General features: G+C 60.5%; 11 protein-coding genes and 2 tRNA genes. 9 read left to right on the top strand and 4 right to left on the bottom strand.

Annotated features, from left to right (window positions below):
• Positions 1 to 48 precede the first annotated feature (48 nt).
• The 4 genes from DKB71_RS03170 to DKB71_RS03185 all read right to left on the bottom strand — a co-directional run bounded on the left by DKB71_RS03170 (position 49) and on the right by DKB71_RS03185 (position 3,246).
• Positions 49 to 1,614 (bottom strand): ABC transporter permease, encoded by a 1,566-nt coding sequence (locus tag DKB71_RS03170; RefSeq protein WP_408599600.1) that lies wholly within the window; start codon positions 1,612 to 1,614, stop codon positions 49 to 51.
• Positions 1,614 to 2,624, bottom strand: a complete 1,011-nt coding sequence (locus DKB71_RS03175; RefSeq protein ID WP_274076805.1) for an extracellular solute-binding protein — start codon at positions 2,622 to 2,624, stop codon at positions 1,614 to 1,616. The genes DKB71_RS03170 and DKB71_RS03175 overlap by 1 nt, the downstream gene beginning before the upstream one ends.
• 259 nt (positions 2,625 to 2,883) lie before the next feature.
• Positions 2,884 to 2,970: transfer RNA gene (locus tag DKB71_RS03180), tRNA-Leu, on the bottom strand.
• Between the two features lie 189 nt (positions 2,971 to 3,159).
• Positions 3,160 to 3,246: transfer RNA gene (locus DKB71_RS03185), tRNA-Leu, on the bottom strand.
• 225 nt (positions 3,247 to 3,471) lie between these two features.
• Here DKB71_RS03185 and rnr point away from each other — a divergent pair.
• The 9 genes from rnr to DKB71_RS03230 all read left to right on the top strand — a co-directional run bounded on the left by rnr (position 3,472) and on the right by DKB71_RS03230 (position 16,932).
• Positions 3,472 to 6,099, top strand: a complete 2,628-nt coding sequence (rnr, locus tag DKB71_RS03190) for a ribonuclease R (protein ID WP_274076806.1) — start codon at positions 3,472 to 3,474, stop codon at positions 6,097 to 6,099.
• Positions 6,096 to 6,863 carry a 23S rRNA (guanosine(2251)-2'-O)-methyltransferase RlmB gene (gene rlmB, locus DKB71_RS03195; protein WP_408599601.1) on the top strand — a complete coding sequence of 256 codons (768 nt, stop codon included), beginning with the start codon at positions 6,096 to 6,098 and terminating at the stop codon, positions 6,861 to 6,863. Before rnr ends, rlmB begins: the two co-directional genes overlap by 4 nt.
• A 308-nt stretch (positions 6,864 to 7,171) precedes the next feature.
• The gene (gene rpsF / locus DKB71_RS03200; protein WP_003217491.1) at positions 7,172 to 7,594 is read left to right on the top strand and encodes a 30S ribosomal protein S6; all 423 of its coding nucleotides are present in this window, start codon (positions 7,172 to 7,174) and stop codon (positions 7,592 to 7,594) included.
• Positions 7,595 to 7,622: 28 nt separating this feature from the next.
• Positions 7,623 to 7,853 (top strand): 30S ribosomal protein S18, encoded by a 231-nt coding sequence (rpsR, locus tag DKB71_RS03205; RefSeq protein WP_002551829.1) that lies wholly within the window; start codon positions 7,623 to 7,625, stop codon positions 7,851 to 7,853.
• A gap of 36 nt (positions 7,854 to 7,889) precedes the next feature.
• Entirely contained in the window at positions 7,890 to 8,783 is an 894-nt protein-coding gene (locus DKB71_RS03210; RefSeq protein WP_046819829.1) for a hypothetical protein, read from the top strand.
• A gap of 19 nt (positions 8,784 to 8,802) precedes the next feature.
• Positions 8,803 to 9,249, top strand: coding sequence for a 50S ribosomal protein L9 (gene rplI, locus DKB71_RS03215; RefSeq protein ID WP_008058981.1), 447 nt, complete (start codon positions 8,803 to 8,805; stop codon positions 9,247 to 9,249).
• A 135-nt stretch (positions 9,250 to 9,384) separates the two neighbouring features.
• Complete coding sequence (gene dnaB, locus DKB71_RS03220; protein ID WP_008058980.1) at positions 9,385 to 10,782, top strand: replicative DNA helicase; 1,398 nt, start codon at positions 9,385 to 9,387, stop codon at positions 10,780 to 10,782.
• Positions 10,783 to 10,973: 191 nt separating this feature from the next.
• Entirely contained in the window at positions 10,974 to 13,277 is a 2,304-nt protein-coding gene (locus DKB71_RS03225; protein ID WP_274076807.1) for a YgiQ family radical SAM protein, read from the top strand.
• A 382-nt stretch (positions 13,278 to 13,659) separates the two neighbouring features.
• Entirely contained in the window at positions 13,660 to 16,932 is a 3,273-nt protein-coding gene (locus tag DKB71_RS03230; RefSeq protein ID WP_408599602.1) for a DUF2126 domain-containing protein, read from the top strand.
• The last annotated feature ends 49 nt before the right edge of the window (positions 16,933 to 16,981 follow it).

Below are 16,981 nucleotides of genomic sequence, written 5' to 3' on the forward strand. Positions count from 1 at the left end.
AGTTGATCCATCGAACCTGTGGGAGCGAGCTTGCTCGCGATGACGGCCTCAACGGCTCAAATACATCCGAGTCGTCAGCAAATAAACCGGCAACCCCGACACCAGAATCAACAACGCCGCATAAGGCGCCGCCGCCGCAAACTCCACGTTCGCGGTATGCGCCCAGACCTCGGTAGCCAGGGTATTAAGCCCGGTCGGGCTCAACAGCAAGGTCGCCGTCAGCTCCTTCATCGCATCCAGGAACACCAGCGCAAACGCCGCCCCCAACGCCGGGAAAATGATCGGCAACGTCACCCGGCAAAACGCGCTGAACGAAGACGCGCCCAATGTGCGCGCGGCCTCTTCCAGTTGCGGTGCCGCCTTGTTCAGCGCCGTGCGAATAGGCGCCTGGGCCAGCGGCAAGAACAGCAGCGCGTAAGCGATCAGCAGCAGCGCCGACGTCTGGTACAGCACTGGCACATAGTGCAACGCGAAATACACCAGGGTCAGCGCAATCACCAGGCCTGGCAGCGCGTGCAGCAGATAGGGCAGGCGTTCGGCCCAGATCGCCAGCCGGCCTTTGTAGCGCACCACCAGCAATCCCACCGGCACCGCCAGGACAAGGCATAGCGCCGCGCCGCCCAATGACAACGCCAGGGACGAGAGCAACGCCTCACCGATGGCTGCCACCGGGAATGCCGCCGACGAGCCCACGGCCAGCCAGTAGGCCAGCATCCCCAGCGGAATGCCGCTGCCGATGATCGCCAGCAACAGGCAGTAGAGCTGCCCGGCCACCATCCAGTGGCCCAATCGGACCTGTTCTGCCTGTCGCGCCGCACCCTGGCCTGTACGCACGTGCCGGCCCTTACCGCGAACTCGCAGTTCCAGCCACAGCAACATCAGGCACAGCGCCAGCAGCACCGCCGAGAGCATCGCGGCGTTGGCGTTGCTGAACTCCAGCTCGAACTGCTGATAGATCGCGGTGGTGAAGGTTTGCAGGCCGATGATCGACAGCGCGCCGAATTCCACCAGCATGTGCAGGGCAATCAGCAGCGACCCCGCCAGCAGCGAAGGCCAGAGCAGGGGCAGGGTGACGCGGAAAAATACCCCCCAGCGATTCTGCCCCAGGGTGCGGGCAGACTCTTCCAGCGAGGGGTCGAGATTGCGCAGGGTGGCCGCCACCGGCAAAAAGATCAGCGGGTATTTGGACAGGCTCATCACCAAAATCGCCCCGCCGAGCCCTTCGAAATGCGCGCTCAGCGATACCCAGGTAAAACTGCTGACAAACGCCGGCACGGCGAACGGCAAGCACAGGATTACGCCCCACAAGCGCCGCCCCGGCAGACTGCTGCGCTCCAGCAGCCAGGCCAGCGACAGGCCAATCACGCCGCAGGCCAGCGTAACGCCGATCATCAGCGCCAGGGTATTGCGCAACAGGCCAAACACATAAGGCCGCCACAGCAAGTGCAGCGCCTCGGCCCAACCCGCTTGCCAGGCCTTCAGGCCGACGTAAGCCAAGGGCAGCAAGCTGAGCACCACCAGGAGCAGAACCGGCAGTACCAGCCAGGTGGAAGGCCGCTTGCGCCCTGGCACGTACCGCCCATGAGTGGCGGAGGCGGATAGCGAGGCGCTCATCAGTTCAGGCCAACCTCGCGTTCAAGTTCCAGGGCTTCTTCGGCATTGCCCAGGTCGGCGGGCGTGACGTTCGGCGCTTGCAGCTCGCTGAAAGGCTTGAGGCCGCGATCCGATTGCATGCCTTTGTGCAGCGGGTATTCGGCGGTGGTCTGGGTGATCACGCGCTGGCCTTCTTCGCTGGCCATGTAGGCGAGCAATTGCTGGGCTTCTTTTGGATGTTTGCTGGATTTCAGCACGGCCGCACTCGATACGGTAATCAGGCCGCCAACGTCGCCGCCGGTGAAGTAATGCAGTTTCGAATCGAGCTGGCCTTTTTCACGCTGCAAGGCGAACCAGTAGTAGTTGTTCACCAGTACCGTCGCCACTTCGCCGTTTTCCACGGCTTTGAGGGCGACCATGTTGTTGCTGTAGGTCTTGCCGAAGGCGCGCAGGCCGGTCAGCCATTCTTCGGCTGCTTCCATGCCATGCACCTTGATGATCGCCACGGCTTGTTCCTGGAACGCGCCGCTGGTGGGTACGAAGCCGACCTTGCCTTGCCATTTTGGATCGGAAAATTCCATCACCGACTTCGGCAGGTCTTTTTCGTCGATCAATTTAGGATTGAACGCGACGACGCGCACCCGGGCGGTGACGCCAATCCAGGTGCTGTCAGCGGCGACATAGTCCTTGGGCAGGACCGCCAGCGTGGCGTCGTCGGCCTTGGCCAGCAGGCCTTGCTCGCCAAGCTTGTTCAGGGGCGGCGACTCTTCGGTGTAGATCACGTCGGCGGGGGAGCGGTCACCTTCTTCGACGACCTGGCTGGCGAGCTGGTTGCTGCTGCCTTTGCGCACATTGACGTGAATGCCGGTCTTGGCTTCGAAGGCTTTGGCGACCGCGTCGCCGACTTCCTTGTGTTGGCCGTTATAGAGGGTCAGGGAAACAGGGTCGGCAGCCTGGGTGAGGGGAGTGGCGAGTGCCAGGCCGAGCAGGGTGGTGGTCAGGCCGCGGCGCAGGGTATTTCGAAACATCATTCGCAGGGTTCCTCACTGTCGCATTGCAAAAACTTGCAACAATGATAAACGATATTGTTTCTCAAATGGGCCTTGCGAGGCGCTTTGACCTTGTAGGAGCTGCCGCAGGCTGCGATCTTTTGATCTTAAAAACCAAAATCAAAAGGTCGCAGCCTGCGGCAGCTCCTACAGGGGGCGTATGCTTTTCAAAGGCCAGAAACGCAAAAACCCGCTTTCGCGGGTTTCTGTGAAATCCAAGGCCGTAACCTTGAATTTGAATTGGTGCCCAGAAGAAGACTCGAACTTCCACGACCTTGCGGTCACCAGCACCTGAAGCTGGCGTGTCTACCAATTTCACCATCTGGGCATTTCGTCTTCAGCGTTGCCGCTGTTGATGTGGCGCACTATACGGAGCGCAATTTGATCTGTAAACCCCTGATTTAAAATTATTAAATCAGATCTCAAAAATGCTTGAACCAGATCTCGAAAATGCAAAAACCCGCTTTCGCGGGTTTTTGTGTGAGCCTTGAAATTGAACTAATCTCAAGCTCGAAATTGGTGCCCAGAAGAAGACTCGAACTTCCACGACCTTGCGGTCACCAGCACCTGAAGCTGGCGTGTCTACCAATTTCACCATCTGGGCAGTATCGGCAACGTTGTCCGTCGTCGATGGCGCGCACTATACGGAGCGTCTTTTTAACTGTAAACCCCCGACACCAAAAAAACCTGAAAAATTTCACCAGTGGTATTCAAATCAACATTCTGGTGTCGATACAGGGCTTTAGATGGGGCGTCTTAGCCTGAAATTTCCCGTTTCATTACGCCTATGCCAAACTAACCCGTATATAGACAAGGTGAAAACTCTCTAATGGCCGATTGGCAGTCCCTCGATCCCGAGGCCGCTCGTGAAGCGGAAAAATATGAAAACCCCATTCCTAGCCGCGAACTGATCCTTCAGCACCTTGCTGATCGGGGTTCGCCTGCTAACCGCGAGCAACTGGTCGAAGAGTTTGGTCTGACCACGGAAGACCAGATCGAAGCCCTGCGCCGCCGCCTGCGCGCCATGGAGCGCGATGCTCAACTCATCTATACCCGTCGCGGCACGTATGCGCCGGTGGACAAGCTCGACCTGATCCTGGGTCGCATCAGCGGTCACCGCGACGGCTTCGGTTTCCTGGTGCCGGACGACGGCAGTGACGACCTGTTCATGAGCCCGGCGCAAATGCGCCTGGTGTTCGACGGCGACCGTGCACTGGCGCGTGTTTCCGGGCTGGACCGTCGCGGGCGCCGCGAAGGCATGATCGTCGAAGTGGTGTCCCGTGCCCACGAGACCATCGTCGGTCGCTATTTCGAAGAAGGCGGTATCGGTTTCGTTGTCGCGGATAACCCGAAGATCCAGCAGGAAGTGCTGGTGACGCCGGGCCGTAACGCCAACGCGCAGATCGGTCAGTTCGTCGAAGTGAAGATCACTCACTGGCCGACGCCACGCTTCCAGCCGCAAGGCGACGTGGTTGAAGTCGTGGGCAATTACATGGCGCCGGGCATGGAAATCGACGTTGCCCTGCGTACCTACGACATTCCGCACGTCTGGCCTGACGCCGTGCTCAAGGAGGCCGGCAAGCTCAAGCCGGAAGTCGAAGAGAAAGACAAAGAGAAACGCATCGACCTGCGTCATCTGCCGTTCGTCACCATCGACGGCGAAGATGCCCGCGACTTCGATGACGCGGTCTACTGCGAAGCCCGTCCGGGCAAGCTGCGCCTGTTCTCCGGCGGCTGGAAGTTGTACGTGGCGATTGCCGACGTATCCAGCTACGTGAAGCTCGGTTCGGCGCTGGATGCCGAGGCGCAGGTTCGCGGCAACTCGGTGTACTTCCCCGAGCGCGTGATTCCGATGCTGCCTGAGCAGTTGTCCAACGGCTTGTGCTCGCTGAACCCGCAGGTCGATCGCCTGGCCATGGTTTGCGAGATGACCATCTCCAAATCCGGCGAGATGACCGACTACTGCTTCTATGAAGCGGTGATCCACTCCCACGCCCGCCTGACCTACAACAAGGTCAGCGCGATGCTGGAAACGCCGAAAGCCACCGAAGCGCGCAAGCTGCGTGGCGAATACACCGATGTGGTGCCACACCTCAAACAGCTGTATTCGCTGTACAAAGTGTTGCTGGCCGCTCGTCATGTACGTGGCGCGATCGATTTTGAAACCCAGGAAACCCGGATCATCTTCGGTTCCGAGCGCAAGATCGCGGAAATCCGTCCGACCATCCGCAACGACGCGCACAAGCTGATCGAAGAATGCATGCTGGCGGCCAACGTGGCCACCGCCGAATTCCTCAAGAAGCACGAGATTCCTGCGCTGTACCGCGTGCACGACGGCCCGCCACCGGAGCGCCTGGAAAAACTGCGCGCCTTCCTCGGCGAGCTCGGCCTGTCCCTGCACAAAGGCAAGGACGGCCCGTCGCCGAAGGATTACCAGGCGTTGCTGGCCGGCATCAAGGATCGTCCGGATTTCCACCTGATCCAGACCGTGATGCTGCGTTCGTTGAGCCAGGCGGTGTACAGCGCCGATAACCAGGGCCACTTCGGCCTGAATTACGAGGCGTACACCCACTTTACTTCGCCGATCCGCCGCTACCCGGACTTGCTCACGCACCGGGCGATCCGCAGCGTGATCCATTCCAAGCAGGACACTCCGCACGTTCGCCGTGCCGGTGCGATGACCATTCCGAAAGCGCGCATCTATCCGTACGATGAGGCGGCCCTGGAGCAGCTCGGCGAGCAGTGCTCGATGAGCGAGCGCCGTGCCGACGAAGCGACCCGCGATGTGGTGAACTGGCTCAAGTGCGAGTTCATGAAAGATCGCGTGGGCGAGTCGTTCCCGGGTGTGATCACTGCCGTCACCGGCTTTGGCCTGTTCGTCGAGCTGACCGACATCTACGTCGAAGGCCTGGTGCACGTCACCGCGCTGCCGGGCGACTACTACCACTTCGACCCTGTGCACCACCGCCTGGCCGGTGAGCGTACCGGTCGCAGTTTCCGCCTGGGCGACACCGTTGAAGTGCGGGTCATGCGCGTCGACCTCGACGAGCGCAAGATCGACTTCGAGATGGCTGAAAAAACCATCAGCGCGCCGATCGGCCGCAAAAAGCGTGGCACCGAAACCGCAGCGCCTGCAGCGAAAGCCGAAGCAGAGCCGGCCCCGGCGAAAACCGGTCGTCGTCCTGCCAAGGAAAAGGCCGTCGAGGCTTATCGCCCGAGTGATGCGGCGGCGAAAAACGCTGAAGTGCGCAAGAGCCGTGAAATGAAGCAGGCGTTGCTCGCCGGCGCGAAAAGCGGCGGTAAAGCGGCGTCTGCGGGAAAGACCGGACGGTCGGCGCCTGAAAAGGCTGCCGGCGGCAAGCCAGCCAAACCGAGCAAACATCGTAAAGGCCCGCCAAAAGCGGGCTCGGCTCCAGCCAAGAGTGGCGGGGCGCGTAAACCTAAGGCCAAGCCATGAGTCAGTTGGAAAAAATCTATGGCGTGCATGCTGTAGAAGCGTTGTTGCGTCATCACCCGAAACGCGTCAAGCAGATCTGGCTGGCCGAAGGTCGCAATGACCCTCGGGTCCAGACGCTGATTGAGCTGGCCAACGAAAACCGCGTCCAGGTCGGCCAGGCCGAGCGCCGCGAAATGGACGCCTGGGTTGAAGGCGTGCACCAGGGCGTGGTCGCGGACGTGAGTCCGAGCCAGGTCTGGGGCGAGGCGATGCTTGACGAGTTGCTTGATCGCACCGACGGCGCGCCGTTGTTGCTGGTGCTCGACGGTGTGACCGATCCGCACAATCTTGGCGCCTGCCTGCGTTCCGCCGATGCGGCGGGCGCGCTGGCCGTGATCGTGCCGAAGGACAAGTCAGCGACCCTGACTCCTGTTGTACGAAAAATCGCCTGCGGTGCCGCGGAAGTGATTCCGTTGGTGGCCGTGACCAACCTGGCGCGCACCCTGGAAAAACTCCAGCAGCGTGGTTTGTGGGTTGTCGGTACGGCCGGTGAAGCCGAGGTCAGCCTGTATGACCAGGACCTGACCGGCCCGACCATCCTGATCATGGGCGCCGAAGGCAAAGGCATGCGTCGCCTGACCCGCGAGCATTGCGACTACCTGGTGAACCTGCCGATGGCCGGTAGCGTCAGCAGTCTCAACGTGTCCGTGGCGACCGGTGTTTGCCTGTTTGAAGCGCAGCGTCAGCGCAGCGTCAAAGCCAAGGCTGCCGCCAAAAAGGCTTGAGTCGTACGCGATCAAAATGTGGGAGCGGGCTTGCTCGCGAAAACGGAGTGTCATTCAGCGAAAATGCTGGATGTGATACCGTATTCGCGAGCAAGCCCGCTCCCACATTGGTTTTGTGCAAGGGCAAAGATAGGGGGTTGTTCAAATAATCACCAATTCCCTTGCGCCTCCCACGCCCCTTCTCTACAATTGCGCCCCTTGCTGTGATGGCAGGCACCCACGTGTCTAGCGTCCTCAAGTCCATAAGTGTCATTCACTCCTTGTCTGACCGCTTTTGAGCGGCAGGCTACAACCCGTAAGGAGCATTCATGCGTCATTACGAAATCATCTTTTTGGTCCACCCGGATCAAAGCGAGCAAGTCGGCGGCATGGTTGAGCGTTACACCAAGCTGATCGAAGAAGACGGCGGCAAAATCCACCGTCTGGAAGATTGGGGCCGTCGTCAACTGGCCTACGCAATCAACAATGTTCACAAGGCTCACTACGTGATGCTGAACGTTGAGTGCACCGGCAAGGCCCTGGCCGAGCTGGAAGACAACTTCCGCTACAACGATGCAGTGATCCGTAACCTGGTCATCCGTCGCGAAGAAGCCGTTACCGGCCAATCCGAGATGCTCAAGGCTGAAGAAAACCGCAGTGAGCGCCGTGAGCGTCGCGACCGTCCTGAGCACGAAGGCGCTGAAAGCGCTGATAGTGATGACAGCGACAACAGCGATAACGCTGACGAGTAATCCACGGACCTTTTAAGGAGCCTATCAAATGGCACGTTTCTTCCGTCGTCGTAAATTCTGCCGCTTCACCGCTGAAGACGTGAAAGAGATCGATTACAAAGATCTCAACACTCTGAAAGCCTACGTATCCGAGACCGGCAAAATCGTTCCAAGCCGCATCACCGGTACCAAAGCACGTTATCAGCGTCAGCTGGCCACCGCTATCAAGCGCGCCCGCTTCCTGGCCCTGCTGGCCTACACCGACAGCCACGGCCGCTGAGACCGGGCAGTCGACACGTAGCAAAGGATTGAATGTATGCGTGCCTTAGCTGAGTTCATCATGCGGGGCCGTATGCAGGCCACTCTCGTAGTGGCTGGATGCGCGGCATTGCCGTTGTTGTATTGGTTGGGTGCTGCCGCCGGATGCCTTGTGCTCCTGCGGCGCGGATTGAAGGACGCCCTCGGCGTTCTTGCTCTGGGACTGCTGCCGGCATTGATCTGGTGGCTTTACTCCGACGACCCACGGGCACTTCTGGTGCTGCTGGGGTCTGCGAGCCTTGCGTTGGTTTTGCGCGCAAGCGAGTCCTGGAACCGCGTGCTGCTGGTCAGCATAGCGATGGGAGTGGTGTTTTCAGTGGTGCTGGGGATGGCTTTTGGTCCCCAGATCGAGATGCTGGCGCAGGCTTTGATAAAAGTCATGCCGTCGTTACTCGGTGATGTCTACCAGCAGATGTCGGTAGACGAGCAAGCGCGTTTCGCGTCCCTGATTACACCGATCCTGACCGGCCTGATTGCGGCCCTGTTGCAAATCGTCAGTGTGCTGAGCCTGATTGTCGGGCGCTACTGGCAGGCGTTGTTGTACAACCCCGGTGGTTTTGGTCGCGAGTTTCGCGCCGTCCGAATCCCGCTGGGTCCCGCGATGTTGCTGCTGGCGGGCATGGTTGTGTCACCGAATCTCGGTGTCCAGATGTCCATGCTTGTACCGTTGTGCAGCGTACCGCTGGTTTTCGCCGGGCTGGCCCTGATTCACGGGCTGGTGGCGCAAAAGCGACTGGCCAAATTCTGGCTGGTGGGGTTGTACGTCACGCTGTTGCTGTTCATGCAGCTGATCTATCCGTTGCTGGTGGTCCTGGCCATCGTCGACAGCCTGATTGATTTTCGCGGTCGTCTGGCGCCGAAAGACGCCGATGATGCGAACGGTGAAGGTTAAAAGTTAAGAGGATTTTCACATGCAACTGATCCTTCTGGAAAAAGTCACCAACCTGGGCAACCTGGGTGACAAAGTGAACGTTAAGGCTGGTTACGGTCGTAACTACCTGCTGCCTTACGGCAAAGCTACCGCTGCGACCCCAGCCAACCTGGCTGCGTTCGAAGAGCGTCGTGCCGAGCTGGAAAAAGCCGCAGCAGATCGTAAATCGTCGGCTGAAAGCCGCGCTGCCCAACTGGCCGAGCTGGAAGTGACCATCACTGCCACCGCTGGCGACGAAGGCAAGCTGTTCGGTTCGATCGGTACTCACGACATCGCTGACGCACTGACCGCCTCCGGCGTTGAAGTAGCGAAAAGCGAAGTTCGTCTGCCGAACGGCACTATCCGTAACGTAGGTGAATTCGACGTAGCCGTGCACCTGCACGCCGAAGTTGAAGCCACCGTACGCGTTGTCGTGGTAGCAGCTTAAGCAGCACTTGTCGGCTGGCACCCTCGGGTGCTTGCCGGTAACATCGGGCACGATCCTGTTCACAGGTCGTGCCCTTTGTCTTTCTGGTAACACCTGTTTTCAAACCCCTGCTTTTCCTTAACAAACCAAGTGGCCATGAACGAAATTTCCGCTCCTGAGCAATACGATCTGCAAACCGCCGCGCTGAAGGTGCCGCCGCATTCCATCGAAGCCGAACAGGCTGTACTCGGTGGTCTGATGCTGGACAACAACGCTTGGGAGCGCGTGCTCGATCAAGTCTCCGACGGCGATTTCTATCGACATGACCACCGTCTGATCTTCCGTGCGATCGCCAAGCTGGCCGATCAGAACATGCCGATCGACGTCGTGACCCTGTCCGAGCAACTGGACAAGGAAGGCCAGACGTCCCAGGTCGGCGGCCTTGGTTACCTGGGCGAACTGGCGAAAAACACGCCATCGGTCGCCAACATCAAGGCCTATGCGCAGATCGTTCGTGAGCGGGCCACCTTGCGCCAGCTGATCGGCATCAGCACCGAAATCGCCGACAGCGCGTTCAACCCGGAAGGCCGCACCGCCGCCGAGATTCTCGACGAGGCCGAGCGGCAGATCTTCCAGATCGCCGAGGCCCGGCCGAAAACCGGTGGCCCTGTGGGTGTGAATGACCTGTTGACCAAGGCCATCGACCGCATCGACACCCTGTTCAACACCGACAACGCCATCACCGGCCTGTCCACTGGCTATACCGACCTCGACGAGAAGACCAGCGGCCTGCAGCCGGCCGACTTGATCATCGTCGCCGGCCGTCCGTCCATGGGTAAGACCACCTTTGCCATGAACCTGGTGGAAAACGCCGTGTTGCGCAGCGAGAAGGCGGTTCTGGTTTACTCGCTGGAGATGCCAGGCGAATCGCTGATCATGCGTATGCTGTCGTCCCTGGGGCGTATCGACCAGACCAAGGTCCGTTCCGGTCAGCTGGAAGACGACGATTGGCCACGCCTGACCTCGGCGGTCAACCTGCTCAACGATCGCAAGCTGTTCATCGACGATACCGCGGGCATCAGTCCGTCGGAAATGCGTGCGCGGACCCGGCGTCTGGTGCGTGAGCATGGCGAAGTCGGCCTGATCATGATCGACTATCTGCAGCTGATGCAGATCCCGGGCTCCAGCGGTGACAACCGAACCAACGAGATTTCCGAGATCTCCCGGTCCCTGAAAGCCCTGGCCAAGGAATTCAACTGCCCGGTGGTGGCACTGTCCCAGCTCAACCGTTCCCTGGAACAACGCCCGAACAAGCGCCCGGTGAACTCCGACTTGCGCGAATCCGGAGCGATCGAGCAGGACGCCGACGTGATCATGTTCGTGTATCGCGACGAGGTGTATCACCCCGAGACCGAGCACAAGGGCATTGCCGAGATCATCATCGGCAAGCAGCGGAACGGGCCGATCGGCTTTATTCGCCTGGCCTTTATCGGTAAGTACACGCGGTTCGAGAACCTGGCGCCGGGTAGCTATAACTTCGACGACGACGAATAAGTTTTATGGCGTCCTGAAAGGGGCCCATCGCTGGCAAGCCAGCTCCTGCAGGGGGCGCGTCCTACCTGTAGGAGCAAGCTTGCTCGCGATAGGGGCGACGTAATTTCCGACCACAGCCGTCGGAATTGGTCAAAATTTGTGCTATATTCCGCGCCCGCGAAATTCAATGAAAGCCAACACCGGTTATCGACATGCAAGCAGCCAAGCCGTTATTTGACTATCCCAAGTACTGGGCCGAATGTTTCGGGCCAGCGCCATTCCTGCCCATGAGCAGGGAGGAGATGGATCAGCTTGGCTGGGATTCCTGCGACATCATCATCGTCACCGGTGATGCGTACGTCGATCACCCGTCGTTCGGCATGGCGATCATCGGCCGGCTGCTGGAGTCCCAGGGCTTCCGCGTCGGCATCATTGCCCAGCCGAACTGGCAGTCCAAAGACGACTTCATGAAGCTCGGCGAGCCGAACCTGTTCTTCGGTGTCGCGGCCGGCAACATGGACTCGATGATCAACCGCTACACCGCCGACAAGAAAATCCGTTCCGATGACGCCTACACCCCGGGTGGTATGGCGGGCAAACGTCCGGACCGCGCGAGCCTGGTGTACAGCCAGCGCTGCAAGGAAGCTTACAAAAACGTGCCGATCGTTCTTGGCGGCATCGAAGCGTCCCTGCGCCGCATCGCCCACTACGATTACTGGCAGGACCGGGTGCGCAACTCGATCCTGATCGACGCCTGCGCCGACATCCTGCTCTACGGCAACGCCGAGCGTGCGATCGTCGAAGTCGCCCAGCGCTTGTCCTACGGTCACAAGATCGAAGACATCACCGACGTGCGCGGCACCGCGTTCATCCGTCGTGACACGCCAAAAGACTGGTACGAAGTCGACTCCACGCGCATCGACCGTCCGGGCAAGATCGACAAGATCATCAACCCGTACGTCAACACCCAGGACACCCAGGCCTGCGCCATCGAGCAGGAAAAGGGTCCAGTTGAAGACCCGCAGGAAGCCAAGGTCGTGCAGATCCTGGCAAGCCCGAAGATGACCCGCGACAAGACGGTGATCCGCCTGCCTTCGGTGGAAAAGGTCCGCAACGACGCGGTGCTCTACGCCCACGCCAACCGCGTGCTGCACCTGGAAACCAACCCGGGCAACGCCCGTGCCCTGGTCCAGAAGCACGGCGAAGTCGATGTCTGGTTCAACCCGCCACCGATTCCGATGACCACTGAAGAAATGGACTACGTGTTCGGCATGCCTTACGCCCGTATTCCGCACCCGGCGTACGGCAAGGAGAAGATCCCGGCCTACGACATGATCCGTTTCTCGGTGAACATCATGCGTGGCTGCTTCGGTGGCTGCACCTTCTGCTCGATCACCGAGCACGAAGGCCGGATCATCCAGAACCGTTCCCACGAATCGATCATTCGCGAGATCGAAGAAATTCGCGACAAGGTCCCCGGTTTTACCGGCGTGATTTCCGACCTGGGTGGCCCGACCGCGAACATGTATCGCATCGCCTGCAAGACCCCGGAAATCGAATCCGCGTGCCGCAAGCCATCGTGCGTGTTCCCTGGCATCTGCCCGAACCTGAACACCGACCACTCTGCCCTGATCAAGCTGTACCGCAGCGCCCGTGAATTGCCAGGTGTGAAGAAGATCCTGATTGCCTCCGGCCTGCGCTATGACCTCGCGGTCGAGTCGCCGGAATACGTTAAAGAGCTGGTGACCCACCACGTCGGTGGTTACCTGAAGATCGCCCCGGAACACACCGAGGAAGGTCCGCTCAACCAGATGATGAAACCGGGCATCGGCAGCTATGACAAGTTCAAGCGCATGTTCGAGAAGTACTCCAAGGAAGCAGGCAAGGAGCAGTACCTGATTCCGTACTTCATCGCTGCCCATCCGGGCACCACCGACGAAGACATGATGAACCTGGCGCTGTGGCTCAAGGGCAACGGTTTCCGTGCCGACCAGGTACAGGCGTTCTACCCGTCGCCGATGGCCACCGCCACCGCGATGTACCACTCGGGCAAGAACCCGCTGCGCAAGGTTACCTACAAGAGCGACGCGGTGACCATCGTCAAGAGCGAAGAGCAGCGCCGTCTGCACAAGGCGTTCCTGCGTTATCACGACCCGAAGGGCTGGCCGATGCTGCGTGAAGCATTGACCCGCATGGGCCGCGCCGACCTGATCGGGCCGGGCAAGAACCAGTTGATCCCGCTGCACCAGCCGTCCACCGACAGCTACCAGAGCGCCCGTCGCAAGAACTCGACGCCGGCCGGCAGCCACAAGGTTGCAGGGGAAAAGACCACCAAGATCCTGACCCAGCACACCGGTCTGCCACCACGCGCCAGCGATGGCGGCAACCCGTGGGACAAGCGTGAGCAAGCCAAGGCGGCGGCATTCGCCCGCAACCAGCAGGCGGCCAAGGAGCGCAAGGAAGCGGCCAAAGGCAAAGGGCCCAAGCCTGCGCGCAAGCCGGTTGTGCCGCGCTAAGCCGCGCTTGAGTTGAACAAAACGCCAACCTTCGGGTTGGCGTTTTGCATTGCGTACTGCACTGATCCCTGAAATGTGTCGGGGCGACTGGCCTCTTCGCGAGCAAGCCCGCTCCCACAGGTTCTGTTGCGAACACATAATCGCAGGCAACCTCAAACATTGTGGGAGCGGGCTTGCTCGCGAAGAGGCTGGTACAGCCAACGCTGAAGCAGGGTGACTACCCCGATCGCCACATTTACGTGCAACTCTCTCAAACCAATTTCCCGCATCGCCCGATTTTGGTGCTGTACTGCCTCCTGCAACGGGAGAAAGCGCCAGCACTGCGCGATGGCATAAGTCTTGCGCGCTTTCCAATACGCTTAGGGCTCGCAGGAGGCACGCCGTGTCGATTCATGTCGCATTGCATCACGTCACACATTATCGCTATGACCGCGCTGTCGAGCTGGGTCCGCAGATTGTTCGCCTGCGTCCGGCCGCCCACAGTCGCACGCGGATACTCTCCTATGCGCTGAAAGTCTCGCCCGAACAGCATTTCATCAACTGGCAGCAGGACCCACAGGGTAATTACCTGGCGCGGTTGGTGTTCCCTGAGAAAACCGACGAGCTACGCATCGAAGTCGATCTGCTGGCGGAAATGGCGGTGTTCAATCCGTTCGACTTTTTCCTCGAGCCCTACGCCGAAAAGATCCCATTCGCCTACGCCAGCGACGAGCGCAAGGAATTGGCCCCGTACCTGGAAACCCTGCCCCTGACGCCAAAGTTCCAGGCCTACCTGGACGGCATCGACCGCACACCTTTGCCGGCCGTGGATTTCCTCGTCGCGCTCAACCAGCGCCTGAGCGAAGACATCAACTACCTGATCCGCATGGAGCCGGGAGTGCAAACGCCCGAGCACACCCTGGAGCAGGCTTCCGGCTCCTGCCGCGATTCGGCATGGCTGCTGGTACAACTGCTGCGCAACCTGGGATTGGCCGCGCGTTTCGTGTCGGGTTACCTGATTCAACTGACCGCCGACCTGAAAAGCCTCGATGGCCCTTCCGGGACCGACGTGGATTTCACCGACCTGCACGCCTGGTGCGAGGTGTATCTGCCCGGTGCCGGCTGGATCGGCCTGGATGCGACCTCGGGGCTGTTTGCCGGTGAAGGACACATACCATTGGCCTGTAGTCCCGATCCGTCCTCTGCGGCACCGATCAGTGGCTTGGTGGAGCCCTGCGAGTGCGAATTCAGCCACGAAATGTCGGTGGAACGGATCTGGGAAGCTCCGCGGGTCACCAAGCCTTACACCGAAGAGCAGTGGCAGGCGATCCAGGCCCTTGGCCGGCAGATCGACGCCGACCTGTTGGCGGGCGATGTGCGCCTGACCATGGGCGGTGAGCCGACGTTCGTGTCCATCGATGACCCGGACGGCGCCGAGTGGAACACCGCGGCACTGGGGCCGACCAAGCGCCAGCTGTCCGCCGAACTGTTCCAGCGCATGCGTAAACGTTATGCCCCCCAAGGCCTGGTGCATTTTGGCCAGGGCAAGTGGTACCCCGGCGAGCAACTGCCACGCTGGTCGCTCAATTGCTATTGGCGCCGCGACGGTGTGCCGATCTGGCACAACAGCGCGCTGATCGCCGACGAGCAGCAGGATTATGGCGCCAATGGCGAACTGGCCGGGCGTTTCCTGGCGAGTGTCGCCGAGCGGTTAAAAATTCCGACACGCTTTGTGTTTCCCGCCTACGAAGACAATTTCTATTACCTCTGGCGCGAAGGCACTTTGCCGCAGAACGTCAGCGCCGAAGACTCGCGACTCGAGGAGCCCCTGGAGCGCGCGCGGTTGCGCAAAGTCTTCAGCCAGGGCCTGGACAAGGTGATTGGCCAGGTCCTGCCGCTCGCGCGCACCGCCAAGGGCGATCAATGGCAAAGCGGGCGCTGGTATCTGCGTGACGAGCACTGCCGGCTGGTGCCGGGGGACTCGCCGCTGGGGTATCGCCTGCCACTGGGTTCACAACCGTGGGTGAAGGCGGCGGAGTATCCGTTCATTCACCCCAACGATCCGAACCAGGATTTCCCGCCGCTGCCTGACACCGGGCAACTGCAGCGCCAGGGCACGGCGGCGCTGATTGAAGATCGGCCACCGAAGATCGATGAGTCCGCCGACTGGCTGACCCGCACCGCGTTCTGCGCCGAAGCGCGGGAAGGCCGGTTGTACCTGTTCCTGCCGCCGCTGGAGCGGGTCGAAGACTATCTGGAACTCGTCGCTGCCATCGAAGCCACCGCCGAGGAGCTGCATTGCCCGGTGTTGCTGGAAGGTTACGAGCCGCCGAGCGATCCGCGCCTGAGCAACTTTCGCATCACCCCTGATCCGGGCGTGATCGAAGTCAACGTGCAGCCCTCCGCGACCTGGGACGAACTGGTTGAACGCACCGAGTTTCTATATGAGGAAGCGCGCCAGACCCGGCTCACCACCGAGAAATTCATGATCGACGGCCGGCATACCGGCACCGGTGGGGGTAACCACTTCGTACTGGGGGGCGCGACACCGGCTGACTCACCGTTTCTGCGGCGTCCGGATTTGTTGCGCAGCCTGATCAGCTACTGGCATAACCATCCGTCGCTATCCTACCTGTTTTCCGGGCTGTTCATCGGGCCCACCTCCCAGGCCCCGCGTATCGACGAAGCACGCAACGACGCCTTGTATGAACTGGAAATTGCCTTCGCCCAGATGCCCGTGGGCGAGGAGTGCGCGCCCTGGCTGGTGGATCGATTGCTGCGCAACCTGTTGATCGACGTGACCGGCAATACCCATCGCGCCGAGTTCTGCATCGACAAACTCTATTCGCCGGATGGCGCGACCGGTCGCCTGGGCTTGCTGGAGTTGCGGGCCTTTGAAATGCCGCCCCATGCACGCATGAGCCTGGCCCAGCAGCTATTGCTGCGGGCGTTGGTCGCACGGTTCTGGCGCGAGCCATATGCACCACCAAAACTGGCGCGCTGGGGCACGGAGCTGCATGACCGGTTCCTGTTGCCGCACTTTATCGACCAGGATTTCGCCGACGTTATCGTCGATCTCAATGCCGCCGGTTATCAGGTGCGGGCAGAGTGGTTTGCGGCGCACCTGCAATTCCGCTTTCCCAAGGTCGGCGACTACGCCGTCAATGGCATCGAGCTGGAACTGCGCCAGGCCCTTGAGCCGTGGCATGTGCTGGGCGAGGAGGGCGCGGTCGGTGGCACGGTGCGTTACGTGGACTCGTCCCTTGAGCGCCTGCAGGTCAAGCTCAGCGGACTGCCGCCGCAACGCTACCTGCTGACCTGCAACGGCATACCTGTGCCGTTGCAGCCCACCGGGCGGGTCGGCGAGTTCGTCGCCGGGGTGCGCTTCCGTGCCTGGCAACCGGCCAACTGTCTGCAGCCGACCATCCCGGTCCATGCGCCGCTGGTGTTCGACCTGCTCGACACCTGGATGGGCCGTTCGCTGGGCGGTTGCCAGTACCACGTCGCCCATCCGGGCGGGCGCAATTACGAGACCTTGCCCGTCAACGCCAATGAAGCCGAGAGTCGGCGAATGGCGCGTTTTTTCCGTATCGGACACACGCCGGGGAAACTTCCGATACCGAATATGGAAATTAACGACGAGCTGCCGATGACACTCGATTTGCGACGTTTCTAATTCGTACGCGACGCCCGGATTTTTCGTCTATCCGGGTGTCATGAGCGTG

The sequence above is a fragment of the Pseudomonas sp. PLMAX genome, assembly GCF_046042685.1.
Taxonomy (GTDB): Bacteria; Pseudomonadota; Gammaproteobacteria; order Pseudomonadales; family Pseudomonadaceae; genus Aquipseudomonas; species Aquipseudomonas putida_AE.